11 protein-coding genes are annotated in these 16,132 nt (G+C 68.6%); 3 read left to right on the top strand and 8 right to left on the bottom strand.

Annotation, left to right across the window (positions count from 1 at the left end):
- Window positions 1–56: 56 nt before the first annotated feature.
- Window positions 57–746 carry a hypothetical protein gene (locus tag ACIA8G_RS16310; protein WP_396419284.1) on the bottom strand — a complete coding sequence of 230 codons (690 nt, stop codon included), beginning with the start codon at window positions 744–746 and terminating at the stop codon, window positions 57–59.
- Window positions 747–846: 100 nt separating this feature from the next.
- On the opposite strand from ACIA8G_RS16310, the gene ACIA8G_RS16305 reads away from it, so the two are divergent.
- Window positions 847–1,365, top strand: coding sequence for a hypothetical protein (locus ACIA8G_RS16305; RefSeq protein ID WP_396419282.1), 519 nt, complete (start codon window positions 847–849; stop codon window positions 1,363–1,365).
- A 250-nt stretch (window positions 1,366–1,615) separates the two neighbouring features.
- Window positions 1,616–4,849, top strand: a complete 3,234-nt coding sequence (locus ACIA8G_RS16300) for a S8 family serine peptidase (RefSeq protein ID WP_396419281.1) — start codon at window positions 1,616–1,618, stop codon at window positions 4,847–4,849.
- Window positions 4,850–4,900: 51 nt separating this feature from the next.
- On the opposite strand, the gene ACIA8G_RS16295 is transcribed toward ACIA8G_RS16300, so the two are convergent.
- The 3 genes from ACIA8G_RS16295 to ACIA8G_RS16285 form a co-directional block, all read right to left on the bottom strand.
- Window positions 4,901–5,176, bottom strand: a complete 276-nt coding sequence (locus ACIA8G_RS16295; RefSeq protein WP_396419279.1) for a hypothetical protein — start codon at window positions 5,174–5,176, stop codon at window positions 4,901–4,903.
- Between the two features lie 100 nt (window positions 5,177–5,276).
- A complete protein-coding gene (locus ACIA8G_RS16290; protein WP_396419278.1) occupies window positions 5,277–6,623 on the bottom strand; it encodes an MFS transporter in 1,347 nt (448 codons plus the stop codon).
- 86 nt (window positions 6,624–6,709) lie between these two features.
- Entirely contained in the window at window positions 6,710–7,792 is a 1,083-nt protein-coding gene (locus tag ACIA8G_RS16285) for a mechanosensitive ion channel family protein (protein WP_396419277.1), read from the bottom strand.
- Between the two features lie 68 nt (window positions 7,793–7,860).
- Between ACIA8G_RS16285 and ACIA8G_RS16280 the strand changes: the two genes are divergently transcribed.
- A complete protein-coding gene (locus tag ACIA8G_RS16280; protein ID WP_396419276.1) occupies window positions 7,861–8,217 on the top strand; it encodes an Imm8 family immunity protein in 357 nt (118 codons plus the stop codon).
- On the opposite strand, the gene ACIA8G_RS16275 is transcribed toward ACIA8G_RS16280, so the two are convergent.
- From ACIA8G_RS16275 to ACIA8G_RS16260, 4 genes are all read right to left on the bottom strand, one after another.
- Complete coding sequence (locus tag ACIA8G_RS16275) at window positions 8,218–9,414, bottom strand: M1 family metallopeptidase (protein WP_396419275.1); 1,197 nt, start codon at window positions 9,412–9,414, stop codon at window positions 8,218–8,220.
- Complete coding sequence (locus ACIA8G_RS16270; RefSeq protein WP_396419273.1) at window positions 9,411–13,160, bottom strand: Pls/PosA family non-ribosomal peptide synthetase; 3,750 nt, start codon at window positions 13,158–13,160, stop codon at window positions 9,411–9,413. Before ACIA8G_RS16270 ends, ACIA8G_RS16275 begins: the two co-directional genes overlap by 4 nt.
- Before the next feature lie 100 nt (window positions 13,161–13,260).
- Window positions 13,261–14,712, bottom strand: a complete 1,452-nt coding sequence (locus ACIA8G_RS16265; RefSeq protein ID WP_396419272.1) for a DUF4153 domain-containing protein — start codon at window positions 14,710–14,712, stop codon at window positions 13,261–13,263.
- A 443-nt stretch (window positions 14,713–15,155) separates the two neighbouring features.
- Window positions 15,156–16,127, bottom strand: a complete 972-nt coding sequence (locus ACIA8G_RS16260; RefSeq protein ID WP_396419670.1) for an ATP-binding protein — start codon at window positions 16,125–16,127, stop codon at window positions 15,156–15,158.
- Between the last annotated feature and the right edge of the window lie 5 nt (window positions 16,128–16,132).

The following is a 16,132-nucleotide window of genomic DNA, read 5'->3' as shown; positions in this document are numbered from 1 at the left end:
TCCTTCAGCTCGCCTTCAGGTTCGAGGCGGAGCGAAAGCGGTACGTGGTCACCCGCTCACGAAAGGTCGTTGAGCTTGCGTTCTGCGGCCTTGCGCGCCTTCTCCGCTCCCGACGTGATCCGCTTGGCGTCCTCCAGCCGTTCCGCCGCGCGGTCGAACGCCCGCTGCGCCGCCAGCTGGTCGGCCTGGGCCTCCCCGAGCGCCTGCTCCGCCTCGTCCAGCGCCTGCTGCGCCTCGGCCCGCTTCTTCTCGGCACGTTCGCGCCGCTTGCGGGCCAGCGCGTCCTCACCGTCGTCCGACGGCGGCTCCGGCACCGGCACGGCGAACCCGAACCCCGAGTACTCCAGCGTCTTGCTGAGGTGCCCTGCCCGCACCTGCTCGGCCGACTCGGGGTCGGACATGGCCGCCGTGAGGGTGTTGCGCACCTGCGTGACGGCGTCGTCCGCGAGCGGGCCTGTCAGCTCCAGCGTGCGGTAGACCAGGGCCTCCAGCAGCTCCTTGCGCTTGCGGCCGAGCTCCCGCATGGTCAGCTGCGCCGTGGAGAGCCCCAGGGCCTCCTCCAGGCCCGGCGGGGTGTCCCGCACCAGCCTGTTCACCGCCCAGGCACCCACGGTCGGCTTGCGCAGGTCGGCGATGGCCTTCGCGAGGTCCTTGTCGCCGGCCTGCTTGGCCGCGGCGTTGCGGGCCGCGGTGAACTCCTTCGGGGGCAGCCCGTAGAGCTCGTCGGCGACCGGCTTGAGGTCCATGAGAGCGCAAGCTAGCGGTTCTGACCGGCCACGTCTCGCTGACGAGGCGAAATCGGGTACACCTGATAGGGAGATGCACACCAGGTGGAGATGGGTTCTCGTGGGACTCGGCGCCGGCGTCGCCGTGAGCGGACCGATCGCGATGGCGGGCGGCCCGTGGTACGGCTACGTCTTCGGCGGCCTCTGGTCGTTGATGGGCGGCACCGTCGCGTGGCGCAGCTTCGGCATGGGCACGAAGCTCGCCGCTGACGGCATCACGTCGAGCAACCTCGACGGGCGCACGTCCATCGAGTGGTGCGACGTCGAGACGATCGAACCGAGCAGACGCCGCAATCTCATCTTCTTCCACACGATCGCGCCGGTCGTCCGCCTGCGGTACCGCGGCAAGGCGACGCTGACCGAGCTCTCGTTGCTCTCGATCAAAAAGGACTCGGTGCCCGAACGGACCGGGCGGCACGTGGCCGAACTGAACGCGGCGTTGCGCGCGCACCGCATTAACTGCCCGCGGTGCGGAGCGCAGCCGAAAGCGGTCGCGACCAGCCAGGGACTCGTCGGTCGCCTGCGGTCTCGATTGCGGTCGCTATTCAGCGGAAATGGTGATCGGTCCATCGTCCGCTGACATGATCCTGTTACAGGGCAAGAGCATTCACCGTTGACGCAGCCTTGACATTCCCCTCTATCAGCTCTTGACTGAAGAGGAACTGCTCGTTCCACGGCTATTTCGGAACCGGCAGCACTAAGTGCTTGTCTGCACAAGCCGCTGAACAGTCCAATGTGGATCTGAAGAATACTCCGATCCGACGATTGCCCCTCGTAAGGCGAAGAGATGTGCTTCACAGCACTCTTACCCCACGAAGGGCAAATGCGCCGTGAAGAACTGGAGACGCCGCACCGGCACGGTCTTGCTGACCGCGGTGTTGGGCACTGCCGGGTTCGGCTTCGCCGCCACCCCCGCCTTGGCGCAGAACGCGCCGCAGACCACGCCGGCTGCCGACAAGCAGCTCGACAAGCAGGACCGTGAGCTCGTCGACGAGGCCGCCCGCCAGGGCAAGCCGACCGTCGACCTGCTGGTCGCCGCGGAGGAAGGCAAGACCGACGCCGCGGTCACCGAGCTGAAGGCGCTCGGCGCCACGGTCCAGAAGACCGAGAAGGACGTCGACTACGTCAAGGTGACCATCCCGCGTGACAACGCGGAGAAGGCCGCCAAGCTGAAGTCGGTCGACACGGTCGACGTCGACGGCCTCATCGCGCTCGACGACCCGCGTCCGCAGGGCATGGAGAACCCGGCCCCGCAGAAGGCGCCGGACTCGAAGACGCCGCGCACCAACCCGTACATGCCGACGCAGGACACGCAGGCGGCCCAGTTCGCCACCGCGCACCCGAAGTGGGACGGCCGCGGGGCCACGATCGCCGTGATCGACTCCGGCGTCGACCTGGACACCCCGGCGCTGCAGACGACCAGCACCGGTGAGCGCAAGATCGTCGACTGGTACAACGCGAACGCCACGAACTCCGGCGACGGCACCTGGGTCACCATGACCAAGACCGGGCGCGTCGGCAAGTTCACCGAGGGCGGCAAGGAGTGGACGGCGCCGGCGACCGGCGGCCCCTACTCGTTCGGCCTCTTCCGCGAGATCGCGGGCGACCTCGGCGGGGCGGGCAGCGAGACCGGCGGTGACATCAACCGCGACGGCGACCGCCTCGACTCGTGGGGCGTCATCCAGGACATCACGACGAAGGAAGTTTTCGTCGACACGGATGGCGACGCCAACTTCACCAACAACAAGCGCATGATCGACTACAAGGTCAAGCAGGACTCCGGCTTCTTCGGCACGGACAACCCCGCGACCCCGGTGGTCGACCGCGTCGCGTTCGTCGTGCAGACCGACCGCTCGATCTACGACAACGCGGGCACGCCGTACGTCAACCTGGGCATCTCGGCCGCCGCGCACGGCACGCACGTCGCCGGCATCACCTCGGCGCACAAGCTGTTCGACGGCAAGATGGCCGGTGCCGCTCCCGGCGCGAAGCTGATCTCCATCAAGGCCTGCCTCTCCACGCCGGCCTGCACCAGCTCCGGCCTGATCGACGGTGTCCTCTACGCCGCGCGCAACGGCGCCGACGTCGTGAACATCTCCATCGGTGGCCTCCCGGCGCTCAACGACGGCAACAACGCCCGTGCGGAGCTCTACAACCGCACGATCAACGAGTACAACGTCCAGCTGTTCATCTCGGCGGGCAACTCGGGCGCGGGCGCGAACACCGTCGGTGACCCGTCGGTCGCCACGGACGCCGTCAGCGTCGGTTCGTACATCACCAAGGAGACCTGGCTCTCCAACTACGGCTCGACGACCGCGCAGAAGCAGAACCTGCACGGCTTCTCGTCGCGCGGCCCGGCTGAGGACGGCGGCTTCAAGCCGAACATCGTCGCGCCGGGTTCGGCCATCTCCACCACGCCGCGCTGGCAGAACCCCGGCCCGGTGGCGGGTACCTACACCCTCCCGGCCGGTTACGCGATGTTCAACGGCACCTCGATGGCCGCCCCGCAGGCGACCGGTGCCGCAGCGCTGCTCGTGAGCGCGTTCAAGGCCACGCACAACGGCCAGAAGCCGACCAGCGCCGAGCTGCGCTTCGCGATCCAGCGCAGCGCGAACTTCGTGAGCACCCTCGGTGCCTACGAGCAGGGTGCCGGTCTGTTCAACACCAACGCCGCGTGGACCCTGCTGGACAAGCACTCCGTGCCGGACAAGGTCACCACGTCCGTCGCGGTCAACACCGTCCTCAGTGGACTGCTCGCCACCCCGAACGTCGGTGTCGGCATCCACGACCGTGAAGGCGTCACGGCGGGCCAGGAGTACACCCGCACCTACACGCTGACCCGCACCACGGGCCACGACGAGGAGCTGTACAAGGTCTCCTGGAAGGGCAACGACGGCACGTTCACCGCGCCGAAGACGGTCAGCCTGCCGCTGAACACGCCCGTGCAGTTCCCGGTCAAGGTCAAGGCCAAGACCTCCGGTGCGCACAGCGCCGTGCTGCAGCTCGACAACCCGGAGACCCCCGGCGTCGACGTGCAGACCCTGAACGCCGTGTTCGCGGCGGAGAACTTCAACGCCGCCAACAAGTTCTCGGCGACGAAGTCCGGCACGATCGCGCGCAACCAGTCGACGAGCCTCTTCGTGAACGTGCCCAAGGGCACGAGCGCGCTGAAGATCGACCTGACCGGTGGCGGTGCCGAGGCCGGCAAGGGCCAGGTCCGCTTCCTGCGCTTCACCCCGCAGGGCGTGCCGCTCGACGTGACCAGCTCGACCAACTGCTACAACCCGGACGCGGGCGCCGGCTGTGTCGGCGGCACCCCCACCAGCCGCACGGTGACCAACCCGATGGCCGGTGTCTGGGAGATCGTGGTCGAGGCGCGCCGCACCTCCGACGCCGCTGAGGCGCCGTACTCGGTGACCGCGTCCGTGCTCGGCACGTCGATCAGCCCGAACCCGGACACCATCGCGTCCGGCACGATCGGCACCCCGATCAACCGCAGCTACACCGTCACGAACACGCAGGCCGTGTTCAACGGCCGGCTCGCGGCGGGCACGGTCGGCAGCGCCAAGACGGACCGCCCGTCGATCGCGAACCTGGAGACCAAGTTCTTCGACATCCAGGTTCCGGCGGGCACGTCGCGGCTCACGGCCACGATCGGCAACACCGCCGACCAGGCCGCCGACCTCGACCTGTTCGTGCTGAACTGCACCACGGGCACGTGCGTGGTCGCCGGTCAGTCGGCCGACGCGGACTCCGAGGAGTCGGCGACGGTCAACAACCCTGCCGCCGGTCTCTGGCGCGTCCAGGTGGACGGCTACGCGGTGCCCGCGGGCACCACGGAGTACGACTACTTCGACGTCTACACCTCGGCCGGCCTCGGCACGCTGAGCGTGACCGACAGCAACGCCGACCGCGCCGCCGGTTCCTCCTGGAACGTGGCGGGCGTCATCACCCCGCTCGGCCAGCCGGGTGCCGGCCGCGTGCTGCGCGGTGAGCTCGAGGTGCGCACGGCGGACGAGAACGTCGTCGGCCGCGGTGCCGTGGTCGTGCAGTCCGTCAGCTAGTCGCTCTTGAAAACGCAGAAAGCCCCAGGGTCCACGTGATCCTGGGGCTTTCTACGGTTCTGGGAGCTTGTTGCCGAGCGGCTCGTCCACGTCCACTTTGGACACACCGGCGAGAAGGTACGTGTCTTCCACCTTGTCCACCGGCATCTCGGCCCGCAGGTAGCCGATTCTGGGATCGCGCGCCTCGACGGTCGCGCCCAGCCTCGTCAACGCCTGCTCGACCTCCTCGCTGCGTCCCGGCTGCACGGAGATCATCAGTGGCACGGTGAGGTGGCCGTCGCGTTTCGCCTGCTCGATCCGGTTCTTGTCCGGTGTTGCTGAAGACACGGTCGGTACCTCCGCCAACGGCACGGCTGGAGACCCGTTCGTACCACAGCTTCCGAGAGCCAGCGCGCAGAACGCGACGGCGAGCGGTCTTCTCATGCGCCTAGGACGGAACGGGCTCCGCGAGCGGTTGCATCCGGGTTTCCGGCACCGCGAACATCATCACGACCACCGCGGCCACCACCAGGGCACCGATCGCCGCGAACGTCATCGCCAGCCCCAGCCGAGGCCACAACAGCGCCCCGAACAGCACGGGGACGAACCCGGCCCCGATCCGGCTGACCGTCGACGCCCACCCGAACCCGCTGGCCCGCAGGTGCGTCGGGTACAGCTCCGGCGCGAACGCGTACAGCGCGGGAATCGCGATCTGGATCAACATCCCGTACAGCGTGATCCACGTCCTGGCCGCCGCGTCGACGTCGATCTGCCAGGCGAAGAGGACCAGCGCGACCGCCGCGAGCGGCGCGCTGACCGCGATCACCCACTTGCGCCCGAACGCGTCCACCAGCCAGGCGCTGATCAGCGCGCTGACGATGCCCACCGCCACGGTCAGCGTCGTGACCATGAACGCCGCGTACGTGCCATACCCCTGCGCCTTCAGGATGCTCGGCAGCCACGTGACAGCGCCGTAGTACAGCAGGAACACGGCCAGGAACAGCAGCCACAGCGCCGCTGTGCGTCGCGGGTCGAACCGCCAGATGTCCTTGAGCTGCGTGACCATCGCCCCGGGGGAGAGGCGCTGGACCTGCTGAGGTTCGGGCAGCCGCCACTCCTCCTCCGGCGCCCCGGTCTTGGCGATCAGGTCGTCGATGACCTGCTTGGCCTCGTTCGGGCGTCCTTTGGCGACGAGGAACATCGGCGACTCCGGCACTCCGCGCCGAATCCAGAACAGCAACAGCGCGGGCAGCACCATCGTGAGCATCAGCAGCCGCCAACTGCCCAGGTCAGCGAGGTAGGCCGCGGTGAGCCCGCACAGCGTGGCGCCCAGCGGCCAGAACCCGTCCATCGCCGCCAGCACCCGCCCGCGCACCCTGGCCGGCGTGAACTCGCCGACCAGCGCGAAGTCGACCGGAATGCACCCGCCGAGCCCGACCCCGGCCAGGAACCGGAACGCGCAGAACGTCACGAAGTCCGGCGACGCCGCGCCCGCGACCGTGAACACCGAGAACATCAGAATCGTCAGGCTGAACGCCTTCTTGCGCCCGATGGTGTCCGCGACCGCACCCCACGCGAACGCGCCGACTGCCATCCCGATGAGGTTGGCCGTGCCGACCCACCCGCGTTCGGCGAGCGACAGGTTCCACTCGGCGCTGACCAGCGGAATCAGGAACGCGTTGAGCGTGACGTCCCACGCGTCGAACAGGAACCCGAGTCCGCCGATGACGAAGATCGTGCCCTGCGCGCGCCACCGCCACGGCAGGCCCTGGACGACCTGATCCCCAGTTCTCATGCACTCAGTGTGGTGGATGCCTCGCGGATCGTCACAGCGAGCAACTCAGGGTTGCGATGGGGCCTTCGAGGACGTCCTGGCCCGCTCTACGGCTTGGGCCCGGCGAACGCCTGCTCCCGCTGAGCCCCATCGGCGCTCTCCCCGAACACCCGAGCATCCGTGTGCTGGTCGCCGGCGGGCGACGGCTTGGCCGACCGCGTGATCGCCCGTGTCCGCACCTGCGGCAACGCCCCGTCGTGCCGCCGCTGCACCCAATCCACCAGGTGCTCCCTGGTGAGGCAGCGCAGATCCCACAACTTCCCGGCATCAGCCGCACTGACCAGCGCCCTGAGCCGGACGAACCCCTGCACGGCCTGCGTCACCTGCAACACGGACACCCGCCCGTCCCACAGGTCGCTGCCCTCCAGCATGGACCGCATCTCCTGCCGCATGGCGTCCACCGGCACCGTCCAGTCGAGATCGAGCTCAACGGTCCCGAGCAGCGCCGACTGCGTGCGAGTCCAGTTCTCGAAGGGAGTCTTCAAGAAGTACGAGGTCGGCAGCACAAGCCGCCGGTCGTCCCACAGGTGCAGCACCAGGTAGGTCAGCGTGATGTCCTCAACGCGCCCCCACTCACCTTCGACCACCACGACGTCATCCAGCCGAACCGCATCGCTGAACGCGATCTGCATCCCCGCGATCATGTTGCCCAGCAACGACTGCGCCGCCAACGCCGCCACCGCACCGATCACCGCGGCGGACGCCAGCACGGTCGACCCGACGGCCCGTGCACCGGGGAAGGTCATCAGGATGGCGCCGACCGCCAGCACGCCGATGACCACCAGCACCAGCCGCCGGACCAGGGTGATCTGCGTGTGCACGCGCCGCGCGTGCCGGTTGTCGGTGACATCGGTGCGCACCTTCGAGAGTGAGATGTCCACAAGGGTGCTGATCAGCGCCGCCAACAGCCACGCGCCGGCCAGGATCAGTGCGATTCCCAGCGCGTGCAGCACGACCGGCAGGTCCATGGGGTACACGCTCAGGCTTATCTGTGCGGCCAGCAACGCTCCGAACACCTGGCCTGGGCGGTACATCTTGCCGCTGTGGGTGAAGCGGCGCACCAGGCGGTGGATCACCTCCACCACCAGCAATGCGAACGCTATCGAGCAGCCGAGCACGACGAAAAGCACGTCGTTCCTCCTCCAGTTTCGTGCGGGATACCCAGCTCCAAGCAGGACTGAACAGGCAGAATGGCGGCATGAGAGCGGCTGTGAGGTACTTCATGAGTCCCGACGTGGACCTGGAGGATTTCCGTCCAGACGACCCGGACGACTTCTCCTTCCTGCTCCAGGCGATAGTCGGCCCGGTAGGCGCGGAGGGCGAGGAGTCACTAGAGCTCAACGTGTGCACCCTCGCCAGCCTCAGCTCGACGGTGTCAGCGCAACGAGTCCTCTTCGGCAGGTCGCTGGTAATCGTCGGCACGGCAAAGATCAGCGAGATCCTCGACGCGGTCAGAGCGGCGATCGAACGCGTCGAGGCCGACTCCTGGTCCGAAGTCGCTGAGCGACTGACCCGCCTCGGGCACTACGAGTTCGAGGACTATTCGTCAGCGTGACTAGACAGGCAGCCCAGGTTCGAACAGCCACCGCGTCAACAGCTCCCGATGCCCCGCCAGCGCCAAAAAGTCCTCAGTGGTCACCAACCCGTGCCGATTCCGCGCACACCACTCCCGCAACAGCGCAAAAAACGAGTCATCCCCCATAGCCCCACGCAAAGCATGCAACGTAAGAGCCCCGCGCTTGTAAACCCGGTCATCGAACCAGTCGGCCCGCGGCGGCCGCCCGATCACCAGGTTCTGCGGCAGCCGCCGCAACAACTCCCGGGCCCCAGCGGCACAAGCATCAGCGGACCGCCCGCCGGATGCCTCGGACCACAACCACTCCGAGTAGCAGGCAAAGCCCTCGTTGAGCCAGATGTGCTCCCACGCGGCGATCCCGACCGAGTTCCCGAACCACTGGTGCGCCAGCTCGTGCGCCACCAGCCGCTCGGACCCGCGCCGGCCGTCGACGTGGTTCGCGCCGAACGTCGAAAGCCCCTGCGCCTCAACGGGAACGTCCAGATCGTCGTCGGTCACCACGACCGAGTACCTGGCGAACGGATACGGCCCGAACAGCGACGAGAACAGCGCGATCATCTGGTCCTGCCGGGCGAAGTCATGCGCGACCAGGCGGCGCAGCCGGGCCGGTGCCCACACCGAGGGCAGCACCTCGACGTACTGTCCGATCTGGACGGTGGCGAGGTAGGTCGCCATCGGTGCGGCCATCGAGTACGTCCAGCGGGTCGTGCTGCCGGACACCTTGCCGTCGACCAGAACTCCGTTGCACACCACCATGTACGGCGAGGGCGCGGTCACTTCGAGGTGGTAGGAGGCCTTGGAGGAAGGGTCGTCCAGGCACGGGAACCACGACGGCGCGCCGACCGGTTGTGAGGCCACGATCGCGCCGTCGGTGAGGTGGTCCCAGCCGAGGTCGCCCCATTCCGGAGTGTGCACCGGCACGGGCATCCCCGAGTAGCGGACCTCCACGGAGAACGAGCCGCGCACGGCGGCGCGTACGCGTAGGACACCTGAAGAGTGCACATAGCGCGCGGGCTTGCCGTTCACCAGCACCTTCGAGATCCGCAGCGGGCCGAAGGACAGCTCGAACGACGACAGGGAAGTGCACGAAGCCTGCAGCACCGCACGCCCGGCAAGGCGTGCGGAGTGCGGCTTGTAGTCAAGCTCTAGTGCGTAATGATGTACGGAGAAGCTCATGTCCACGCGGAGATCGGGTTGCCCAGCCAACGGGTTCCCGACGGTACATCCTCTCCGCGCATGACGAGCGAGGCGGGTCCGATCGTGGTGTGAGCGCCCACCGAGGCTCCAGGCAGGACGATGCCGTGCGGGCCCAAAGTAGCGCCCTCTGCCAGCGAAACCCGGTCCATGCGCAGGATCCGGTCGTGGAACAGGTGCGTCTGCACGACGCAGCCGCGGTTGACCGAAACACCCCTGCCCAGTGACACGAGGTCTGCCTCGGGCAGCCAGTACGACTCGCACCACACGCCACGGCCCACCGAGGCGCCCAGCGAACGCAGCCAGAGGTTCATCAGCGGCGTGCCGCCGGAGAACCCGACGAGCCACGGCACCGCGAGCACCTCGACGAACGCGTCCGCCAGCTCGTTGCGCCACACGAACGCCGACCACAGCGGGTACTCGCGCACGCGGAAGCGGCCGACCAGCACCCACTTGGCGATCACGGCCACCAGGCAGGCGGCGACGCCGGCGCCCAGCAGCACGACGCCGGACCACCACAGGCCGAACTCGCGCAGAGCGAACAGGACCAGCACGACCAACGCCACGTTCAGCATCACCGGGACGAACCGGCACAGCTCGACCAGCGCCCGCGCCCACATCAGGTGCTTGGGCGGGTCGAAGGTGCGCGACTGGTCGGAGACCTCGGCCGAGCGCGGCAGCTTCATCGGCGGCATGCCCAGGTAGGACGAACCGGCCTTGGCGCGCTTGGGAGCCGCCGACAGCACGCCGACGAGCCCGCCTTTCGGCACGTTGCGGCCGGGCGCGGTCATGCCCGAGTTGCCGAGGAACGCTCGTTTGCCCACGCGGGCGTTCGCGATGCGCAGCCAGCCGCCGCCGAGTTCGTACGACGCGACCATCGTGTCGTCGGCCAGGAACGCGCCGTCGCCGACTCGGGTCATCTTCGGCAGCGCGACCACGGTGGACGCTTCCACGCCGCGGCCGACCTTCATGCCGAGCAGGCGCAGCCACACCGGTGTGAACAGCGAGGCGTACAGCGGGAACAGGGCCGAGCGCGCGTTGTTCATCAACCGCTCGGTCGTCCACGCCTGCCACGCCGCGCGGCTGTGCACGGGGTAGTGGCCCTCGCTCATGCCGATGCCGAGCAGCCGCACGGAAACGAGGACCAGCAGCGCGTACGAGCCGAACCAGATCGCCGAAGCCGCGGGCACGTCCCACAGCGCCGACGTCAGCGTCACCGGCTGACGCAGCACGTACAGCAGCGCAGGAGCCGCCGCCAGCAACGGCAGCGCGCCGAGCAACGACGACGAGACGCCGTACATGAAGTTCCAGAAGTACGAGCGGGTGGGGCGACGCGACGGGAACGAGCGCGATGCCTTGCCCTCGCGGGTCGCGGGCACGCCGGACCAGCGCTGGCCGGTCGGCACCGAGCGGACCACGCCTGATCCCGGCGCCACCTCGGCCCGCTTGCCGATCCTCGCACCGGGGAACAGCGTGCTGCGCGCGCCGATCGTCGCGCCGGCGCCGATCCGGATCCGGCCCAGCTTCAGCCGGTCGCCGTCGAGCCACCAGCCGGACAGGTCGACCTCGGGCTCGACGGCCGCGCCGCGCCCGACCTTCAGCATGCCGGTGATGGGCGGCAACGAGTGCAGGTCGACACCGGGGCCGATCTTCGCGCCCAGCGCTCGCGCGTAGTGCGTCACCCAGGAGCCGGACAGCTCGGTGGCACGGGACATCTGCGCCAGCATCTCGGCGGTCCACAGTCGCATGTGGACGGAGCCGCCGCGCGGGTACGTGCCGGGCTTCACGCCGCGCAGCAACAACCGCGCGCCACCGGCGGAGACCACGAGCTTGCCCGCCGGGCTGATGAACACCGCGAAACCGGCGGCGACCCACCACCACGAAACGGAGGTCCAGCCCAGGACGTTCGACAGCGCGGTCAGCCCGACGACCCACCGCGCACCGGCGATGGTGAGCAGCGGGATCATCAGCAGCGTCTGGACGATGCCGGTCCATCGCGGCGTCGGCGCGACCTCGTGCACCTCCGCCGTGTCGCCGTACGACTCCAGGCGGCGCGCCAGCTTGTACAGCGTCGGGTTCTGGTAGATGTCCGACACAGAGGTGCTCGGGTACCGCGTGCGGACCATCGAGACCAGCTGTGCGGCGCCCAGCGAGCTACCGCCGGACGAGAAGAAGTTCGCGCCCTCGGAAGCGGGCCCGGAACCGAGCACCGCCGCCCACTGCTCCGCGAGCCAGCCCTCGAGACCCGAGAACACCACGCCCGCGGTGTCCATCGACGCCAGCGGCCACGGCAGTGCGGCGCGGTCGACCTTGCCGGACGTGCGCGTGGGCAACGTGTCGACGACCGCGATCAGCGGCACCAGAGCCGCGGGAAGCTCGCCCCGCAGCTGCTCGATGGCCGCCTCTTGGTCGAACCCCGGGGCGAACTCGCCGTCGACCACCACGTAGCCGACCAGGATCTGGTTGCCGCCACGCGTCGTGCGCACGGCGGCAGCGGCACCGGCGATACCGGGCAGCGCCGCGAGCGCCGCGTCCACCTCGCCCAGTTCGATGCGCCGGCCGCCGAGCTTGATCTGCTCGTCCGCGCGGCCGAGGAAGACGAGGCCCTCCGGCTCGGCGCGGACCATGTCACCGCTGCGGTACGCGCGGTCCCAGCCCATCGAGGCCAGCGGCGCGTACTTCTCGGCGTCCTTCGCCGGGTCCAGGTAGCGGGCCAGGCCGACGCCACCGATCACCAGTTCGCCGGACTCGCCCATCGGCACGACCTCGCCGGCCGCGTCGACCACGACGAGTTCCCAGCCGTCCAGCGGCAGGCCGATGCGCACGGGACCGGTACCGGTCATCTGCGCGGCACAGGCGACGACGGTCGCTTCCGTTGGCCCGTAGGTGTTCCAGACCTCGCGGCCGTCGACCGCAAGGCGCTCGGCGAGTTCCGGCGGGCAGGCCTCGCCGCCGAAGATGAGCAGCCGCACGTCGTCCAGCGCCTCGACCGGCCACAGTGCGGCCAGCGTCGGAACCGTGGAGACGACGGTGATCTCCTGCTCTACCAGCCACGGGCCGAGGTCCATCCCGGTGCGCACCAGCGAACGGGGCGCGGGCACCAGGCAGGCGCCGTAGCGCCACGCGAGCCACATCTCCTCGCACGACGCGTCGAAGGCGACCGACAGGCCCGCCAGTACGCGGTCGTCCGGCCCGATCGGCTCGTCCTGCAGGAAGAGCCGCGCTTCGGCGTCCACGAACGCGGCCGCCGAACGGTGCGTCACGGCGACGCCCTTCGGCTTGCCGGTGGAACCGGACGTGAAGATGATCCACGCGTCGTTGTCGAGCGAGGGCTCGCCGGGAACGCCGATGGGCGTTCCGTGCAGCACGATGGCTCGGCCTTCGCCGAGCACAGCGGACACGCCCGCCTCACCGAACACGAGCTCGGCTCGCTCGTCCGGATCCTCGAAGTCGACGGGCACGTAAGCGGCGCCCACCGCGAGGGTGGCGAGGATCGAGACGTAGAGGTCGGCGGTGCCGGACGGCACGCGAATGCCGACCCGGTCACCAACCCCGACACCTTCGGCGGCGAGCTTTTCCTTGAGTTCCAGTACTTCCGAGATCAGCGCGCGATACGTGAGCGCGGCGGTGCCGTCGTCGACGGCCAGCGCTTCCGGGTGCAGTTCGGCACTCGTGCGCAGGATGTCCAGGAGTGTGCGCGGGGTGGGCGCCTCGCCTGCCGTGAACATCGATCGAAGAACAACGGGTTCGGCCGCAATCATCACTTCAGCGTCACTTCTCACCCTCTCGGCAACGTGCAGACCGGCCACTTTACCGCCAGTTAACGTACTACCTCTCGCCGAGGTAGGCCGACTCACAGGTGAGCTCAGTCACCGCAACACTTTCGAGTGACGTGCGAGCGTTGTGGCGCGCGAGATTCCACTCTCGCCAGTCCGCCTCGACGTTGCGATCCTTCAAGAACCGCAAGGCACACGAGCGTTGCGGCTCCGGCAACCGGAGCAGCGCCGGCACCGCGTCCTCCGACAACCGCGACAGGTAAACGGTGTCGATCTTCTGCGTCGCCTCGAACCGCGTGACGTTGTAGTCGGCGACCACCCGCTCGGGGTTCATCACCACGACCGCGAGGAAGAACGCCGTCCCGGTCCCGATGATCGCCTTCGGCAACCACTTGGCGCGCAACGTGATCCCACCTGCGATCACCATCACGTACACCAGCCCGAGCCAGACCTCGCACGCCGCGACGAGCAGCCGCAGCACCGTCCACCCGTACGCCTGCTGGTAGAACCACATGCGGCTCAAGGCACTCGCGACGATGACAAGTGTGAGCACGGCCAGCGCGCCGAGAAGAATCCGCAGCCACAACTGTTCCTGCGACGTCTTCTTCGCCGCGAACCGCGCGACACCAGCGATGATCCCGAGCGTGAGAATCGCGACCCACAACAGCTGCCAGAAACCGGAACGCGCGTACTCGGCGAACGTGACGCCCGCCGTCCGCATCACGTAAGCCTCGCCACCGAACAGAACCGCGAGCTGCGTGCCCACGAACCCGGTGAACAGCACCACAAGCACACCCACCGGCAGCCCGTAGTCCTTGAGCCGCAACGACCCCGGCTTGACCTCGGCGTCCTCGTTGATCTGCGCCGGAGCCGCCACGAGGTAGCACGCACCCACGGCGCCAAGCGCCGCAACAACTCCGTAGAACCCCATCCGCACGTAGACGCCGATGTCGAGGTCCGGCACCAGGCCGACGAGGAAGTCGCTGAACGCCTGGTCCGCCCCGGCGAGCAATGACCCGAAGATCACCAGCAACACCAGCGCGACACCGACCGAGACGAACGGCCGGATGCCGATCGGCCCCCGCCTGGACAGCCCCTTCCCGACCCACGGAATCGACCGCAACCCGGCCAGAACGACGCCGAACGCGCCGAACACGAGCCCACGAACGGTCTTCCCGCCAGCCATGGCGATCGAGCCGCACAGGAACGAGGCCAGCACGCACAGCGGGAAGATCCACTCCGCCGCGCGCAGGAAGCCCATCGCCAGGAACGCCAGCGCCGCCGCCAGCCAGAGCGCGCGCTCAACCGTCGGTTTGCCCGCGTAGAACAGCACTCCGCCGACGCCGAACAGGCCTGCCAGGAACCAGCCGATGCCGTTGTTGGGCGGGGCCAGGAAGGCTGCCGCGAGGCCCGTGATGAGGCCGACGAGGAGGACCTGGGAGGGGGCGCCGGTCGTTGGTGGTTGCCACCACGGCATGAGCGGGGTCGGGGTGGGTCTGATCACCTGGCCCGCCATTGCCGGGGTGGGGTAGCGGGGCTGGCCCTGCCACGGGGAGGGCGGGGGGAGGGTGGCGGTGGCGACCTGGGCTGGCTTGGGGGCTTCGGCAGGGCGTTCGGCTGGAGCCTCTGAAGCCTTCGTAGCGCCCGAAACCTCCGAAACAGCCTCGGATTCCGAGTCCTCCGAGGGAGCCGGCGAACCCCCAGGCCCCGCCGGCTCCCCACCCCCGGCCACCGGCCTGTACCCAACCTTCCGAAAGTTCCGATACCGCTTCCGCGCAGCAACGTCTTCCGAGCCATCCCCAGGCCCAGAAGCCCCAGAACCCCCGGAGCCCCCAGAAGACCCAGCGGAATCAGGCGAATGCGTCGAGTCAGTCATGTCACTCTCCCAGCCCAAAAAGGGCGTGCTTCACCGTCACACCAGACGCGGTGCGACAAAGAAAGTTGTGGTCAGCGCGGCAAAGTCACCCGGATGCACGACCCGGGGTCCACCACAGCGATCGTTCCTCCGTGCAGATCCACCACCCACCGGGCGATGGCGAGCCCGAGCCCCGTCCCGCCACCGCCCGCCCTCTCCCCTCGGGTGAACCTCTCGAAGATCCGCGAACGATCAGCCGGCGCGATCCCCGGCCCCTCGTCCCGAACCTCCAGCACCACACAGGAATCAGCCGAATACCCGGTCACGGACACCAACCCCCCGGTGGGTCCGTGCCGGGCAGCGTTGTCCACCAGATTCACCAGCACCTGGTGCAGCCGTTCCCCATCAGCGAAAACCGAAAGCCCAGAATCAACCGACACCTCAAAGGAAGCCGTAGGAGCCGCGACGGCCCCTTCCGCCACCACATCGGCGACCAACGCAGCCACCGACAACGACTCCCGGTTCAGCGAAAGCACCCCGGCGTCGATCTTCGAAAGGTCCAGCAGCTCCGACACAAGGCGCCCCAGGCGCTCGGTCTGCGCCAAAGCGGTCCGCATGGTCGCGGCATCGGCGACCGCCACCCCGTCGACCACGTTCTCCAGCACGGCCTGCAAAGCCGAGATCGGCGTCCGCAGTTCGTGCGACACGTTCGCGATCAACTCACGCCGCTGCAGGTCGGCGGCGGCGAGGTCGGCGGCCATCACCGTGAACGCCTCGGCCAACTGCCCGACCTCGTCGGACGAGGTCGCACGCACCGACCGCGAGTAATCCCCGGAAGCCATCGACCGGGCCGCGGAAGTCATCTCCCGCAACGGAGAAGTCATGCCGTGCGCCAGCAACTGCGAAGTCAGCAGCCCCAGCCCCAGGGCGATCAACGTCGTCCGTGGCGGCAACCACCCCGTCACGTACCGGAAGTAGGCGAACGACACGCACCCGGACACCACGATCACGATCCCGAGCTTGAGCTTGATCGACCGCACCGAGTCCAGCGGACGCGGCAACATGTCGA

Source organism: Lentzea sp. NPDC051213 (assembly GCF_044455585.1).
Taxonomy (GTDB): Bacteria; Actinomycetota; Actinomycetes; order Mycobacteriales; family Pseudonocardiaceae; genus Lentzea.
This window is presented reverse-complemented; position numbering and strand designations above follow the sequence as displayed.

Coding starts and splice junctions, on each gene's coding strand:
- ACIA8G_RS16270 (WP_396419273.1), bottom strand. CDS start 13,160: ATGTTCACGGCAGGCGAGGCGCCCACCCCGCGCACACTCCTGGACATC.
- ACIA8G_RS16310 (WP_396419284.1), bottom strand. CDS start 746: ATGGACCTCAAGCCGGTCGCCGACGAGCTCTACGGGCTGCCCCCGAAG.
- ACIA8G_RS16290 (WP_396419278.1), bottom strand. CDS start 6,623: ATGAGAACTGGGGATCAGGTCGTCCAGGGCCTGCCGTGGCGGTGGCGC.
- ACIA8G_RS16260 (WP_396419670.1), bottom strand. CDS start 16,127: ATGTTGCCGCGTCCGCTGGACTCGGTGCGGTCGATCAAGCTCAAGCTC.
- ACIA8G_RS16275 (WP_396419275.1), bottom strand. CDS start 9,414: ATGAGCTTCTCCGTACATCATTACGCACTAGAGCTTGACTACAAGCCG.
- ACIA8G_RS16280 (WP_396419276.1), top strand. CDS start 7,861: ATGAGAGCGGCTGTGAGGTACTTCATGAGTCCCGACGTGGACCTGGAG.